Origin of the sequence: Bacteroides finegoldii DSM 17565 (genome assembly GCF_000156195.1) — a bacterium.
Classification (GTDB): Bacteria; Bacteroidota; Bacteroidia; order Bacteroidales; family Bacteroidaceae; genus Bacteroides; species Bacteroides finegoldii.
This window is the reverse complement of record NZ_GG688327.1, coordinates 14647-30813: the sequence shown is the minus strand read 5'-3', so window position 1 is coordinate 30813 and position 16167 is coordinate 14647. Positions and strand designations below refer to the sequence as shown.

The following is a 16167-nucleotide window of genomic DNA, read 5'->3' as shown; positions in this document are numbered from 1 at the left end:
ATTCGTTCGATTTTATTTATATTGTTTTTCAAGCGTACTACCGGGGTAATAGTGAGATAGTATTTCTTCATACTTATAACCTTGTTCTCCCATCACGGCGGCACCGATTTGGCAAAGTCCTACTCCATGCCCCCATCCGGCTCCGGTAAGGATGAATCGTGAAGGGAGTTCATCTCCGTACTCCTTGTCTATGACAAAAGCGGAGCTGTAAAGATGGGACGTTGATAGAGTGCGGCGTATCTCCAACTCTTTTCCAATGATGAGTGTCCGTAAGGTTCCTACAATCTTTAGTCGGACAAGACGTCCGGATGTTCCCCGTTCTACAGGAATTAAATCAATGATTTGTCCGAAATCAATCCCTGAACGTTGATGAATCAGTTCTGAAAGCTCTTGTTGCGAATAACTGACTTTCCAACGATAGAAGTCTGCAGTTTCCTGATCGTAATTGTTTAAGATTTGGCTTAGAATTTTCTTATCCTGCGTGTTACAGAAAGCAACAGGCGAGGTGCGTATCCATTTATCAGCTTCCGCCTCTATGGTCAAATCGGGAAGTTGTTTTTCAGTCTTGCTATCCCGTTGTCTGATTAGATAAGGATGCTTTACGTTTTCCCAACAATTTTGGAACTCTTCAAAAGCTCCGCCACAACATTTAGAGAAACGGGCATCACAAATCGCTCCTTTATACATCAGCACTTCCCCCCGCGTGGCGGAGACTGCTTCGATGGCTTGCGGTGTTGAGGCTCGTGTAATTCCCTGATAACGCTGGCAATGATCATCGGCACATACATCGAAATTTCTATGTGCTTCATGGTCATACCATTTTATAAGTTGAGAGTTGAGAATGGAGAGTTGAGAGTGGGCTGCGCTGTCCGGCTGCAGAGTAACTCTCAACTCTCCATTCTCAACTCTCAACTTATTAACTAGCCAGCTTCGGGAGATGACGGCGTGAGCCTTTAGTAGTTCTAAAGAAGCTGTTGCGCTCATTTCGGATGAAATTACACTGGTAAGATATTCTTCAATGGAAATCACATTGATGGCGGTTAGTTGTTCTCCTTCGATGATAATCTTTAATTCCCCTTTGAATTTCTGGACTTCTTTGCGTTCCCAATGGAAGTTGATTCCGATGGTCACATCTTTCAGTTCAAAGAAAGCATGTGCATTTTGTGGAGGAATGAAGGATAATTCGTCGTACTCTTTCCCTTGCCAATGAATCTTCCCATCCTGATAAATAACTTTCTGTGTCCCGGAAATTTCCGTTCTGACAGAAGAACTAAATTTCACTGGGAAAGAGAATTCAATCTCTTTCCCAGAAAGAATGCCAACTGCTATTTGAGGCTCTGTCATAAGGCGGCTTTAATGCGTTCTATTATTTCTTGTAGCTTTTCTTTAGATATCGATACTTCCCGATAGATATCATATACTTTTTCAGGAGTCAGTTTCTCCATATCCTCTTCACGTACTATAGGGAATATGCCGTTCATTTCAGCAATAGCAGGACTGATGAGAATTTGTTCGTCTCCTTTTGCGTAATAGCAGTCGGGACGATGTTTGCTGCGTAAGAAGATAATACAATTGTAAGGGTGTTCGGCCACTGACTCAAATTGATCGTCGTAGTTCTTTCCAAAATCCTCTTTGGTGCGTTCCAAACCATACCAGGCAAGAATATTCATCATTGGTTCTTTTCCGTTATTATTGGCAGCTAAGATGTCGTAAATCAGATGAAAGGTTTTCGACATTGTTTTCTTATTTTTCGCCTGAATCCTGATGAAACTGTACGGGAAATTTTCATAACTAATTTGCACCTTGTCGTTATCTATTAAATCTATGTGATCGTAATATGATCCCTGCATACTTTCCTCTTTACTGCAAGCTTGAAAATGGGCATGATCGGGAGCGGAAGCTCCACATTCCGGTCCATTATACATAAGAAAGTATTCTCTCATTATGTCGGTGAATTCTATCATATCTTTAAAACGCCCGACTATGGATTGCGACTTGTGTTCCTTATCTACAATTGTAAAGTGGTGTTTAAATATGGGATAGGGATTAACCAGTATCTGATAATTCCTATAACTGATGAACTCTTGTTCCTGCGGTCGGTTTGTTTGGCAGAGGAAGCAAGGCCGTGAGTGAATGGAGGCAATATCTGTCTGTGCGGTAGCTGAAAGAATACGTTTCGGATTAAGGAATAGGTTCGCACCTAAACCGTCATTACCAAACCATTTGGATATTTCTTTTGTTCGTGACCGATACTGTTCCAATGCTTGGTAATTCTCTTTGGCTAGTTTCCAAGAAAGAGTTTGCTTTTGGAATAACTGTTCGATTTTTTGCTGAATATTCTCTAATGTCGTTTCTTGTTGCAGGATGCGCTGTTCCAATTCCCACGTACGAAGCCGGTCTTTATATAGATTATTCTGGTTGATTTTCTCAACAGGCAGTGCAGCATCCGAGTTGCCTTCCCAACGGCGGCAAAGGTAAATCACGTCGTATATTCTGCCTATCTGATAATCGTGTGAAATTTTCAATCCAAGGGCATAATCTTCTCCATAGCTTGTGTTCGGGACTTTGATTTCCCGAAGAATGGGCGTGTAGAATGCACGGGGAGCTCCCAGGCCGTTGATACGTAATGCATTATTTCGTCCGTTGTCGGGCGTCCATTCCTTATGATCGATGATGCCGGGGGCAATTTCCTGCATATCAAAGTTAGTCATTATATAAGTGCCGATTACCATTGCACATTTCTGTTTATAGAAAGTATCAATGATGATTTGCAGGCTATGTTCGTCTTTATACACGTCATCGCTATCAAGCTGGACGGCAAACTTTCCGCATTTCTCGTGATGGATACCTATGTTCCAACATCCGCCTATACCGAGGTCATCTCTTTCGGGAATGACGTGAATCAGCCGCTTGTCCGAACTAAGTTCATGGAGAACTTCACTGGTCCCGTCTGTCGAATGATTGTCGATGACAATGACATTGAACGGAAAGGTCGTTTGCTGGTTCAGTGCCGAGCGTACGGCATCTTTGACTGTGCGAATACGGTTGCGTACGGGTATAATGACAGAAGCTTCATATTCAAAAGTGTGGGAAGAAAAGTCTACGGGACGGAAGATAGGATAAAGATATCCGCCAATTTCCTTCAAATGGTTGGTGCATGCCTGTTCCATTTCAATCTGTACCTGACGGTTTTTAGGGTCTACATAATCGAACTGCTTCTCACCGCTTTCCCGCTTGTCACTTTCTACTTCGGTATATAGATATTCGTTGATATGTACCAGTTTGCTCTTTTGGGATATTTTGAGTCTCAAATCATACAAGCCTGCATATTGATATTCCTCTTCCGTATTTTCTATAACTTCCTTGAATACGTTGGCATTGAACAGTAAAACCGAGCCGAAATTGAAGTCGTCACGCAGGCTGCCGAATTGGTAATCAATGACCGGAGCAGGTTTTTGCACACTGTCCATCTGTTGGTAATGGTCTGCATATACCATGCCAGCTTGGGTCATTCCCATTATTTGAACCATTCTTTCAAGAGCGAACATGCCTATTTTTAGTGCAGTGTGTTTGGTATAGAGCAAGGTATATGTTTTATCAGAATGTTCTGCAATAGCTCGCATCGCTTGTGTAGACTGCATTTTCTCTACAGAGATGAGTTCGCATCCGGGAATACAGACATTGGTAATTGGCGATGCCAATAAATAAATTTTGTCTACCAGCGTCGATGCACGTAACTCTTTAACTGTTTGCACAGTTTCTTCCAACTGGCTGAAAGGAAGAAAACAGTTGATTGTTGTTTTCATTATTTTACTTCTTGTTGTGTAGTATGAGTTGTGTAAGATGTTTCTTATATATTTATCATAAACTTGTTTACTTTGCTACAAATGTAGGGAATTTATCATAGATATATATACTCTTACATATTTTTTATTCCAGGAGTTCCGCCGGTCGTATGTTTAGAGGAACGCCAATTCTTGTTGAGTGAAGGTAGTTCTGGTGATTTCTTTTCGAGTGAAATGCCGATAGTTTTGGATTTGTCGGTATCGTGCATTTCGTCCCAGAAACGGCAAGTGTCAAATGTATGTCCTTTCCCAGTTTTTGGGGTGCTGGACAGTGCGAGATAGCCTCCTTCATTATCAAGTGCCGGGAATTTGGATATTTCTATTAGGTTCTCTCTATTGACATTGTGTTTTTGAATAATCTTGTCGAGATATTTAGAAAAGCAAAGATATCCTTTGGATGCAATGATCAGGGGTTGGGATGGAGATTCATTTTGTAACGTAGTGGTACTGTACACTTTGCCGTCTTCATGCATCTTATATAGAAAAAGCTGTGGCAACACAATAGTCTGTTCAGTCGGATTATAGAGCTCTATGTATTCGGCGCCGTCTGTGGCATTATCATACATTATCTCATTAAAGAGGAGCATACCTCTCACATCTTCCGGTAGCTCGGTAATATCTGGCTCTTCGGAATCCGGTTTGTCGGGAGTATTGTCGGGGTCGGTCGTTGTCTCTACACCGTTGGATAATCGTACATGATGGAATGTGAAGGCTTTACAGCGGGTTTTGGTGTAGACACAATAAATTCCCGAACAAACGGAACTCTGTATGCCGGTATCTTTCACTTGCTTTTCCAATGTATATCCGTCTTCGGATTCCAATCGTGTCCAAAAAGTCCAATACCCATTGTTATCGCATTCTACTTTTATGTATAATTGGGGGGAGTTATTACCCTTCATCACTTCCCGACCCGAAGCCAACAGCTTGGGCTGGTCTCCATTCTGACGATAAAGTGTCACATTGTCTTTTGCTCCTCCTATTTGTATAAAATACCCGTTTAGGCTACCGGAGAGGATGTTGGAAGAAGAGGTCAGATAAAAACGTGCATAGTTATTGGCGGATGGATTGAATGTAAGGTGAACTCCAAACTCCCAGCGGGTATTCTTTACTGACGTGGACGGTATGGTGACATAGGCTGTTCCACTATCTTCTGCCGGATCATTCAGATGGACTCCTTCTTTAGAATTGATAGTGAATTTATCTGTTTCTCCTTCCCAAGAAAGTTCGGAAGTGGCCGTATCTTCTCCTTCTGAATCTTCTTCATCATCGGCAGGAAGTGAACAATTGTAGAATATAGAAATGAACAGACCTAAAAGTGTAAACACTTTGTAAATTCTCATACGGTTTAATTCTTAGATGATAATTAATGTTTGAACCGTATTTGTTTGTGTATAACGCAGAGGCAATTGCGGCTTAAATTCTATTTTGTGAATGCAAAGGTATATAAAAAGTCCGGTTTCAAGGACGAAACCGGACTTTTCTTTCTTAAATCACCTTTTATGATTTAGAGATTCTTTACTTTAATCAGATATTCTGCGATCTGCACTGCGTTCAGTGCTGCACCTTTCTTGATTTGGTCACCTACAATCCAGAAAGTCAATCCGTTTTCATTCGTCAGGTCTTTGCGGATGCGTCCCACATAAACCGGATCTTTCCCAGCCAGGAATAGCGGCATCGGGTACTCTTTTTCCGCAGGATTATCCTGAAGCACCAGTCCGTCTCCCTTAGCGAATGCTTCGCGGGCTTCTTCGATAGAAATAGGGCGTTCGGTTTCTACCCAGATACTTTCAGAGTGAGCACGTAGTGCAGGAACACGTACGCAAGTCGCGCTGACTTTAATATCTGAATGCATGATTTTACGTGTTTCGTTATACATCTTCATCTCTTCTTTCGTATAACCGTTTTCTGTGAACACGTCGATCTGCGGTATGAGGTTGAAAGCCAATTGATATACAAACTTTTCTACTGTAACAGGTTCATTTGCCAATACTTGGCGATATTGCTCGTACAATTCGTCCATAGCGGCAGCACCGGCACCGCTGGCTGCCTGATAGGTAGATACGTGCACGGTTTTTATATGAGAAAGCTGTTCGATGGCTTTCAGTGCAACTACCATCTGGATAGTCGTACAATTCGGGTTGGCAATAACGCCACGCGGACGTTCCAATGCGTCTTCGGCATTTACCTCAGGCACTACCAAAGGTACATCCGCATCCATACGGAAAGCGCTGGAGTTGTCGATCATCACAGCACCATACTTGGTGATTGTTTTTTCGAACTCTTTGGATGTTCCTGCACCGGCAGAGGTGAAAGCAATGTCTATCCCTTTAAAGTCATCGTTGTGTTGTAAGAGTTTCACCTCGATCTGTTTGCCGCGGAAAGTATAAGTTGTTCCGGCACTACGTTTAGAACCGAACAAAACTAACTCGTCCAACGGGAAGTTTCTCTCATCGAGCACGCGCAGGAATTCCTGTCCCACGGCTCCGCTTACGCCAACAATAGCTACTTTCATCTTTTTCTTTTGTTAAATGTGAATACTGTATTTCCCTTTCTATACTATCTAATAGGAAAGATTAGACTGCAAAATTATAACAATTTGCCATATAAACCGCATTTTTGTCGAAAAAATATTATTTGAATCTATCTACTTATGAATTGGAGGTATGCGAACTTTTTTGTTCCTTTGTAGTTGAATTCCTAAAACCACAGTCTATGAACCTGTTTGATCTCAATTTAACGTTGCCAATTTCTGATCCGACTTGGGTGTTTTTTTTGGTACTGATTATTATTCTTTTTGCTCCGATGATTCTCGGACGGCTTCATATACCTCATATTATAGGCATGATTCTGGCGGGAGTACTGATTGGAGAGCATGGCTTTCATGTGCTCGACCGTGATAGCAGTTTTGAACTGTTCGGTAAAGTCGGGCTTTATTATATTATGTTTCTCGCCGGTCTTGAGATGGATATGGAGGATTTTAAGAAGAACCGGACGAAAAGCTTTGTGTTTGGCTGGCTCACCTTTCTGATTCCTATGGGATTGGGTATATGGAGCAGTATGAGTCTGTTGGGCTATGGTTTTCTCACTGCCGTACTGTTGGCAAGTATGTACGCTTCCCATACGTTGATTGCTTATCCTATTATCAGTCGTTACGGATTGTCACGTCTGCGCAGTGTCAATATAACTATTGGCGGTACTGCTGTTACCGTTACCCTTGCTTTGATTATTCTAGCTGTTGTAGGTGGAATGTTTAAGGGAACTGTGGATGGTTGGTTTTGGGCGTTTCTGGTTGCTAAAGTCGCTTTTCTCGGATTTTTGATTGTTTTCTTCTTCCCCCGTATCGGTCGCTGGTTCTTCCGAAAGTATGACGATAGCGTGATGCAGTTTGTGTTTGTGTTGGCAATGGTCTTTCTGGGTGGTGGATTAATGGAATTTGTCGGAATGGAGGGTATCTTGGGAGCCTTTCTTGCCGGATTGGTCTTAAATCGGCTGATTCCTCACGTTTCTCCGTTGATGAACCGTTTGGAGTTTGTAGGAAATGCGTTGTTTATACCTTATTTCCTGATTGGTGTCGGAATGATTATTGATGTAAGAAGTCTGTTCACCGGTGGGGAAGCGTTGAAGGTGGCAATTGTAATGACAGTGGTAGCTACTTTCAGCAAGTGGCTGGCAGCATGGGCTACGCAGAAGATTTATCGGATGCAGCCGAATGAACGGAGTATGATATTCGGTCTGAGTAATGCACAGGCAGCAGCCACATTGGCGGCAGTATTGATCGGACACGAAATCATTATGGAGAATGGAGAACGTTTGCTGAATGATGATGTGCTGAACGGTACCGTAGTGATGATTCTCTTTACTTGTGTCATCAGTTCTTTGGTGACGGAGCGTTCTGCCCGCCGTTTTGCTTTAGACGAAAATGTGCAGTCGGAAAAAGAAGGGGTGAAAAATAATAATGAACAGATATTGATTCCGGTTGCCAACCCGGATACGATTGAAGACCTCATCAATTTGGCATTGGTCATAAAGGATGCCAAACAGAAAAATGGGTTGATAGCATTGAATGTAATCAATGATAATAATAGCTCGGAAAAGAAAGAATTACAGGGAAAACGTAATCTGGAAAAAGCTGCGATGATTGCTGCGGCTGCCGATGTTCCTGTCACTATGGTCAGTCGTTATGATCTGAATATTGCTTCGGGAATTATACATACGATAAAAGAGTATGAGGCTACGGATGTGGTGATCGGTTTGCACCGGAAAGCTAATATCGTGGATTCTTTTTTCGGGCATTTGGCGGAAAGTCTGCTGAAAGGTACGCATCGCGAGGTGATGATCGCAAAATTCCTGATGCCGGTGAATACCTTACGCCGGATTAATATTGCCGTTCCTCCAAAGGCGGAATATGAGACCGGCTTTGCAAAGTGGGTGGAGCATTTCTGCCGTATGGGAAGCATTCTAGGATGTCGTGTACATTTCTTCTCGAATGAACGGACATTGATGAGGCTTCAGCAACTTGTGAAAAAGAAATATGTAGGTACTCCGACCGAGTTTTCTACATTAGATGAGTGGGATGATCTTTTGCTATTAACGGGACAGGTTAACTATGACCATTTGTTGGTTGTTATTTCCGCCCGTCGGGGATCTATCTCTTATGATCCTTCTTTTGATCGTTTGCCGTCACAGTTGGGCAAATATTTTGCAAATAATAGTTTGATTATTTTATATCCCGACCAATTCGGTGAACCGCAAGAGATCGTGTCTTTCTCCGATCCTCGCGGGCATAATGAGTCTCAGCATTATGAGAAGGTCGGTAAATGGTTCTATAAATGGTTCAAGAAAAGCTGATGGAAAGAGACGACTGGCAACAAAGAACGGAACTTCTTTTGGGAGAAGAGAAGATGAATCGTATCCGGAACTCTCACATATTGGTCGTGGGGCTGGGTGGAGTGGGAGCTTATGCGGCAGAAATGATTTGTCGTGCAGGAGTCGGACGAATGACGATTGTAGATGCCGATACGGTGCAGCCGACTAACCTGAACCGTCAGTTACCTGCATTGCATTCCACTTTGGGGATGTCGAAGGCGGAAGTGCTGGCTACCCGGTATAAAGATATAAACCCCGATATCGACCTGACCGTTTTACCTGTTTATCTGAAAGATGAAAATATACCGGAGCTATTGGATGCCGGTAAATATGATTTCATAGTGGACGCTATCGATACAATCAGTCCGAAGTGTTTCTTGATTTATGAAGCGATGAAACGGCGGATCAGGATTGTTTCCAGTATGGGAGCAGGGGCAAAAAGTGACATTACGCAGGTACGGTTTGCCGATCTTTGGGATACTTATCATTGCGGATTGAGCAAAGCGGTGCGGAAACGGTTACAGAAAATGGGGATGAAACGTACACTCCCGGTTGTGTTCAGTACCGAACAGGCTGATGCAAAGGCGGTGTTGCTCACAGATGACGAACAGAACAAGAAATCGACTTGCGGAACGGTCAGTTATATGCCTGCTGTGTTTGGATGTTATCTGGCGGAATATGTCATTAAAAGATTATAAAAGCTATTATGATAAAATTAGAAGGAATAACGAAGAACTTCGGTTCATTACAAGTACTGAAAGGCATTGATCTTGAAATCAATAAGAGTGAGGTTGTCAGCATTGTAGGTCCTAGTGGAGCGGGTAAGACAACGCTGCTGCAAATTATGGGTACTTTGGATGAACCGGATACTGGTCTGGTACAAATCGACGGAACTGTGGTCAGCCGGATGAAGGAGAAAGAGTTGTCTGCATTCCGTAACAAGAATATTGGTTTTGTTTTCCAGTTCCACCAACTTCTTCCGGAGTTTACGGCATTAGAGAATGTGATGATTCCTGCATTCATTGCAGGGGTATCCTTAAAGGAGGCAAACGATCGTGCCATGAAGATTCTGGATTTTATGGGGCTGGCAGACCGTGCCTCCCATAAACCGAATGAATTGTCGGGAGGAGAGAAACAACGGGTGGCTGTGGCGAGAGCCTTAATCAACGATCCTGCCGTAATTCTGGCGGACGAGCCTTCCGGAAGTCTAGATACTCAAAATAAAGAAGATTTACACCGTCTGTTCTTTGATTTGCGAGATCGGCTGGGTCAGACTTTCGTGATTGTTACCCATGATGAGGGACTTGCTAAAATAACTGACCGAACGGTTCATATGGTAGATGGTATGATTAAAAAAGATTAATAAAGGAACCTAACTTCTAGAAATGTATACCAAAAAGGTGGAATCTTGCAAGGATTCTATCTTTTAGTTATATATTTATAGTCGCTTCTCTACAGAAGTCTGTGAAGATGATAGTAGAGTGTTTGTTTTGTTTGTGTGTGATGCATTCTTGTCTGGTGTGATAGGAATGCATCTTTCTTTTAATTAATCATAACAGATATAGGGCTCTATCCGTTCAAGGTCGGCAGAAGTGAATTCTTCATAGAGTGATAATTGTTTCAAACTCTTTAATCTTCCTTTCTTTTTCCGGTGCTCTACAATCACTCTTGCTTGATAATAATTGATATACGGATGATGCATCATTCGTTCCACGCTTGCCTTGTTCAAATTGATACGGCGTATCTCATCGGGGGCGATTGAAAACCATGGACGAAGCTTTTCTACCTTTAGATGAATCTCTTGCAATTGTTCTATTCTATAAAAAGCTCCCAGCTTCTTACGGTAATTTACAATCATCCGGGCGATACTACTCCCGATTCCCGGAATCTTTTTAAGTTCGGTTGTGTCTGCTTGGTTGAGGCTGATAACAGTACCGGGCTGATACTTGAATACCGTGTCTTTTCGTATGTTTTGTATGGTGAGCAGTCGCACTGTATCTTTGGAGCGGAGCTTTTCTGCAATCCGGATGTAGGGAAGAAGAGTCTGATATTGTTCTTCCTTCAGCCCATATATTTTCCGGAAATCCTCCGGATGTCGGAATATCCCCTGTCTTCTTCGATAGTTCAGAATATTCTTTGCCATCCATGCCGGTAGGCCGAGAGAGAGGAAAGTCATGGAATCAGCAGTGTTCGGATCGAATGCGAAAGGAGTGATTTCTTTCCTTACGGATGGTCGGGAAGTCGGATTCTTCGACTTTTTGTGAGATTCCACTTCTTCGAGAGAAGCGATGAACTCATTATATTCTTTCTGAAATATCTCTTGTTTCAAGGTGTCTACCTCTTTCGGACGATTGAAAAGAGGGAAGAGATTGGGGAGTAAGAGTACTCCTAAAATAAGGACGACAAGGACGATAATGCCTTGTCGTTCGGTTTTAGTGAAATAAAAAAAGTCTTTCCACATTATAGTTTGATGAATCCTAGCTCATTGATGAATATTAATGTAATAGCGATTGGTGCGATATATTTTAATATAAAGACAATCAGCCGATATACGGGAATTCTAAGTGTGCCGTTGTTGGTAATTTCCGACCATACCACTTTCTTGTCGAGATACCATCCGGTAAAGAGAGAAATGCACAGTCCGCCGAGGGGAAGCATGAGTTTGGCTGTTACAAAGTCGAATAGGTCGAACATCCCCAAGCCAAAAACAGTGAATTCTTTTGTTACTCCCAATGATAATGAACAGAATACTCCGAAGAATATGCATCCGCCGGTCACAAGTTTTGCCGCTTTCCCACGGGAGAATTTGAATTCTTCATGCAGATAGGCTGTCACCACTTCGTGTAGGGAAATAGTGGAAGTCAATGCTGCCATTGCCAGCAATGCGTAGAACATTACAGAGAATATATATGCCAATATAGGTACCCCGCTAAATGCTTGTTGGAATACGTTCGGTAGCGTAATGAAAATAAGGCTGGGACCGGACCCCGGTTGGATTCCGACGGAAAAGGCGGCTGGGAAAATGATAAATCCGGCTAGTATTGCCACGAAGGTATCGATAATACCCACGCTGAAAGCCGTTTTAGTCAGGTTTGTCTCTTTACTGAAGTAGGAAGCGTATGTACAAAGGCAACCCATTCCCAGACTAAGGGAAAAGAAGGCTTGTCCCATAGCACTCAGAAATACATTGCCGTCCACTTTGCTGAAGTCCGGTTTCAAAAGAAACTCGATACCGGCACCGGCGCCCGGCAATGAAACAGAGCAGCCTACCAATATAAGAATAATGATGAAAAGTGTGGGCATCATTATCTTGGAAGACTTTTCAATCCCTTTTTCCACCCCTTTTACAATGATGAAGTGGGTAATTAACAAGAAGGAAACCAACCAGACCACCGGTCGCCAGGGATTGCTGGAAAACTGTTGGAAAGAAGTGATGAACTCTTCGGGAGTTTTTCCCGCAAAACCATTTGAAGCTGCTTCAAATATATATTCAAGTGTCCATCCGGCTACTACCGAATAATAACTGAGGATCAGAAAACCTGCCAATACACCCATACGGCCTACCCAACGCCAATGTGTACCGGGTGCTAATTTCTGATAAGCTCCTGCTGTGTTGGCTCTTGAACGACGGCCTATCAGGAATTCGGCAATCATAATGGGAAGCCCCAAAAGCAAGACACAGCCTAAGTAGATCAATATAAAGGCGGCTCCCCCATGATTTCCTGTCTCGTAAGGGAATCTCCATATATTCCCCAGCCCTACTGCCGAGCCTGCAGAGGCAAGTATAACGCCTAATTTACTACCGAAGTTCGCTCTATCATTTTTTGTCATAAATCTTGTTTTATCTTACAAATCGTTATAAAATATACGTATTAAAGTGCAAATATAGAAAATGATACTTATATTTGTGCTGAAACTGTAATTTTATTTAGATATGCTATCTTATATTAAGAAATATCCTATCTCGCTTTTTATTATTCTGACAGTGATTTACCTGTCATTCTTTAAACCGCCTAAGACGGATTTGAATGAAATACCTAACTTGGACAAATTAGTGCATATTTGTATGTATTTCGGTATGTCGGGGATGTTATGGCTGGAGTTCTTGCGTGCACATCGTAGGGATAATACTCCGATGTGGCACGCGTGGTTAGGTGCATTTCTCTGTCCCGTCCTCTTTAGTGGCTCGGTGGAACTGATGCAAGAATACTGTACCACCTATCGTGGAGGAGACTGGCTGGACTTTGCAGCCAATAGTACAGGAGCTATTCTGGCCAGCCTGGTAGCCTATTATGGGGTAAGGCCGAGAATGAAAAATAGGAAATGAAGAATTTTACAAATGTTCTACCGTTGAACTTAGTTTGATTCCGTTGGAACCTTTGATGAGAATCGTATAGCCTTTGGGCTTTTGGGTTTCCAGTTCCTTGATAACTTCCTGTACGTTTGCGTAGGTCTTGAAGTTATGCTGTGTTGCTGCAAACTGTTCTCCAACGAGCCATACTTGCTCGAAGTTACTATCTTTAATGTAATTCACAATTTTCTGGTGTTCGATGTTGCTTTCAGCACCTAGTTCGCGCATATCTCCCAGTAGTAGCATTTTGTGGGGAACTGCCATATTGCGGAAGTTCTGCAGGGCAGCCATCATACTAGTCGGATTGGCATTGTATGCATCGATAATCAACGTATTGTCTGTTGTCTGTTTGAGCTGCGAACGGTTGTTTTGTGGAGTATATCCGGCTAGGGCCTCATCGATCTTTTGCATTTCTACTCCAAAAAAATGTCCGATAGTTATGGCGGCTAAAGCATTGGGGAAATTATATTCTCCGATTAGCTGTGTCTGTATCCGGTGGATTTCGTTCCCGTTTCCCGCTTTCCATTCGAAAGCCAGATAAGGTGAATTATCGGTGATACGTCCATTGATATACAGGCCATCTTGGGTTCCGTAATAAATCCGGTCTAGCTCTTCGGACATATTCATCAGATAGGGATTATCGTGGTGGATGAAGATGGTAGAATTTTCTTTCTTGCGAAGGAAATCGTATAGCTCTCCTTTGGTTTTGATGACTCCTTCAAACGAGCCGAAGCCTTCCAGATGGGCTTTGCCCACATTCGTTATGATGCCGTAATCAGGTTCTGCTATTTCGCAGAGAAACTTGATTTCTCCCGGATGATTGGCTCCCATCTCAATCACAGCGAGGTCGTGCTCCGGTTTTAGACGGAGCAGAGTAGTCGGCACGCCGATATGATTGTTCAGATTTCCTAGCGTATAGAGTACGTTATGTGCCTGACTAAGTACGGTAGATATCAATTCCTTTGTAGTCGTTTTTCCGTTTGTTCCGGTAATACCGATTACTTTGGTACCGAGTTGGCGACGATGGTAGTTGGCAAGTTGCTGCATTGTTTGCAGACAATTGTCCACAAGTATATAGCGTTGGTCGCCTTCTACGGCATATTCGCCTTCATCAATAATTGCATACGCGCATCCGGAGTTCAATGCAAACTTGGCAAATGCATTACCGTTGAACGACTCACCTTTCAAGGCGATAAACAAAGAACCGTCCGGGCAGTTCCGGCTATCAGTAGTTACTGATTGGCATTCCAGGAAAATCTGGTAAAGAGCAGAAAGTTTCATAACCTGATCTTTTATTTAAAAACGCTGCAAAGATAGGTTATTCTTTCGGATTATTTCTCTACATTTGCAACAATCTAAAAGGAATACGATCAATGATAAAGCCAATGTCTCCTATTTATATAAATGTAAAAGGGCGGTTGCTTGACCTCGCTACGCCGCAAGTAATGGGGATTCTGAATGTAACTCCCGATTCTTTTTATTCCGGTAGCCGGATGCAGACTGAAGAAGAAATAGCCGCCCGTGCCCGGCAGATTCTGGATGAGGGCGCTTCTATTATTGATATAGGCGCTTATTCTTCGCGTCCGAATGCCGAACATATCTCTGCTGAAGAAGAGATGCGCCGACTTCGTACCGGGTTGGAAATCCTGAACCGGAATCATCCGGAGGCTATCATTTCCGTAGATACATTTCGGGCGGAGGTGGCAGAACGCTGTGTGAAGGAATACGGAGTTGCTATTATCAATGATATAGCAGCCGGTGAGATGGATGACAGGATGTTTGCAACAGTAGCCGAATTGGGAGTACCTTATATTATGATGCATATGCAGGGAACTCCGCAAAGTATGCAGAAAGAACCTCATTATGAGAATCTGATAAAGGAAGTTTTCTTGTATTTTGCCCGTAAAGTGCAGCAACTTCGTGATTTGGGAGTGAAGGATATCATCCTCGATCCGGGATTCGGGTTCGGTAAGACACTGGAGCATAATTATGAACTGATGGCACATCTGGAGGAGTTCCACATCTTTGAACTTCCGGTACTAGTGGGAGTTTCCCGCAAATCTATGATTTATAAACTGTTAGGAGGAACTCCGCAAGACTCATTGAACGGGACAACCATATTGGATACTGTGGCGTTAATGAAAGGAGTGCATATTTTGCGTGTACATGATGTGCGTGAAGCTGTGGAAACAGTTCGGATCGTTGAAAAAATAAAAAAGGAGAGCCATGTTTTTTGATATTGGAATAAAAGATTTTATAGATGTCCTGCTGGTCGCATTTCTGTTGTATTACACGTACAAACTGATGAAAGCTTCCGGTTCCATTAAGGTTTTTACCGGTATTCTTGTTTTTATCTTGATTTGGCTGGTGGTGACCCAGGTGTTGGAGATGAAACTGCTTGGCTCTATCTTTGACACGTTGATGAGTGTCGGTGTGATAGCTTTGATTGTTCTTTTTCAGGATGAGATACGTCGCTTCTTGTTGACTTTAGGCTCTCATCGCCATGTCAGTGCATTGTCACGGTTGTTTAACGGCTCGAAGAAGGAATCGTTGAAGCATGATGATATTATGCCTGTTGTAATGGCTTGTCTGAGTATGGGCAAACAGAAAGTCGGCGCATTGATTGTGATTGAGCATAATACTCCTTTAGATGAGATAGTCCGTACAGGGGAGGTGATTGATGCGGCAATCAACCAACGGCTGATTGAAAATATCTTCTTCAAGAATAGTCCATTGCATGACGGGGCGATGGTTATCAGTAAAAAGCGTATTGAAGCGGCGGGATGTATTCTGCCGGTTTCCCATGATTTGAATATTCCGAAAGAACTTGGTTTGCGTCACCGTGCGGCTATGGGAATCTCCCAGCAGTCGGATGCCCATGCTATCATTGTTTCCGAAGAGACCGGAGCTATCTCCGTAGCTTATCGCGGACAGTTCTATCTTCGCTTGAATGCGGAGGAACTGGAAAGTCTGTTGACGAAAGAAAATTGAATTTGATTGCTAGTAGGCTGCTAGTAGGCTATTTTTGCTTTATTTCCACCCCTTTTTGAATGATAATTATGCCTTTTCTTTTAGGTGAATCGCCTACCTTTGCCGTATACTATT

Annotated in this window: 13 protein-coding genes; 6 read left to right on the top strand and 7 right to left on the bottom strand. The window is 42.8% G+C overall.

All coding sequences use genetic code 11. From position 1 onward, the window contains the following. Positions 1-12: 12 nt before the first annotated feature. From BACFIN_RS06415 to BACFIN_RS06430, 4 genes are all read right to left on the bottom strand, one after another. On the bottom strand, positions 13-1344 hold the full coding sequence (locus BACFIN_RS06415; protein WP_007755552.1) for a SpoIID/LytB domain-containing protein: 1332 nt from the start codon (positions 1342-1344) through the stop codon (positions 13-15). After that, positions 1341-3806 (bottom strand): DUF4922 domain-containing protein, encoded by a 2466-nt coding sequence (locus BACFIN_RS06420; protein WP_007755550.1) that lies wholly within the window; start codon positions 3804-3806, stop codon positions 1341-1343. Before BACFIN_RS06420 ends, BACFIN_RS06415 begins: the two co-directional genes overlap by 4 nt. A 113-nt stretch (positions 3807-3919) precedes the next feature. Next, positions 3920-5185 (bottom strand): hypothetical protein, encoded by a 1266-nt coding sequence (locus BACFIN_RS06425; RefSeq protein WP_007755547.1) that lies wholly within the window; start codon positions 5183-5185, stop codon positions 3920-3922. A 164-nt stretch (positions 5186-5349) separates the two neighbouring features. Continuing rightward, entirely contained in the window at positions 5350-6357 is a 1008-nt protein-coding gene (locus BACFIN_RS06430) for an aspartate-semialdehyde dehydrogenase (RefSeq protein WP_007755540.1), read from the bottom strand. Between the two features lie 200 nt (positions 6358-6557). On the opposite strand from BACFIN_RS06430, the gene BACFIN_RS06435 reads away from it, so the two are divergent. Genes BACFIN_RS06435 through BACFIN_RS06445 form a run of 3 tightly spaced genes read left to right on the top strand, consistent with a single transcriptional unit; the run spans position 6558 to position 10074 of the window. Continuing rightward, a complete protein-coding gene (locus BACFIN_RS06435) occupies positions 6558-8693 on the top strand; it encodes a cation:proton antiporter domain-containing protein (RefSeq protein WP_007755538.1) in 2136 nt (711 codons plus the stop codon). Further along, positions 8675-9409 (top strand): tRNA threonylcarbamoyladenosine dehydratase, encoded by a 735-nt coding sequence (locus BACFIN_RS06440; protein WP_007755536.1) that lies wholly within the window; start codon positions 8675-8677, stop codon positions 9407-9409. Before BACFIN_RS06435 ends, BACFIN_RS06440 begins: the two co-directional genes overlap by 19 nt. 8 nt (positions 9410-9417) lie before the next feature. Then, entirely contained in the window at positions 9418-10074 is a 657-nt protein-coding gene (locus BACFIN_RS06445) for an ABC transporter ATP-binding protein (RefSeq protein WP_007755534.1), read from the top strand. A gap of 183 nt (positions 10075-10257) precedes the next feature. Here the strand turns inward: BACFIN_RS06445 and BACFIN_RS06450 are convergent, their stop codons facing one another. Together BACFIN_RS06450 and BACFIN_RS06455 are read right to left on the bottom strand one after the other, a co-directional pair. Further along, a complete protein-coding gene (locus BACFIN_RS06450; protein WP_007755524.1) occupies positions 10258-11172 on the bottom strand; it encodes a ComEA family DNA-binding protein in 915 nt (304 codons plus the stop codon). Then, entirely contained in the window at positions 11172-12542 is a 1371-nt protein-coding gene (locus tag BACFIN_RS06455; RefSeq protein WP_007755522.1) for a sodium-dependent transporter, read from the bottom strand. Before BACFIN_RS06455 ends, BACFIN_RS06450 begins: the two co-directional genes overlap by 1 nt. Positions 12543-12645: 103 nt before the next feature. Here BACFIN_RS06455 and BACFIN_RS06460 point away from each other — a divergent pair, with 103 nt between their 5' ends. Further along, a complete protein-coding gene (locus BACFIN_RS06460; protein ID WP_007755519.1) occupies positions 12646-13038 on the top strand; it encodes a VanZ family protein in 393 nt (130 codons plus the stop codon). Positions 13039-13044: 6 nt separating this feature from the next. Here BACFIN_RS06460 and BACFIN_RS06465 read toward each other — a convergent pair whose 3' ends face one another. Then, entirely contained in the window at positions 13045-14343 is a 1299-nt protein-coding gene (locus tag BACFIN_RS06465) for a UDP-N-acetylmuramoyl-tripeptide--D-alanyl-D-alanine ligase (protein ID WP_007755512.1), read from the bottom strand. Positions 14344-14435: 92 nt separating this feature from the next. Between BACFIN_RS06465 and folP the strand changes: the two genes are divergently transcribed. Further along, complete coding sequence (gene folP, locus BACFIN_RS06470) at positions 14436-15299, top strand: dihydropteroate synthase (RefSeq protein WP_007755510.1); 864 nt, start codon at positions 14436-14438, stop codon at positions 15297-15299. Then, positions 15289-16053, top strand: a complete 765-nt coding sequence (gene cdaA, locus BACFIN_RS06475; protein WP_007755507.1) for a diadenylate cyclase CdaA — start codon at positions 15289-15291, stop codon at positions 16051-16053. Before folP ends, cdaA begins: the two co-directional genes overlap by 11 nt. Positions 16054-16167 lie beyond the last annotated feature (114 nt).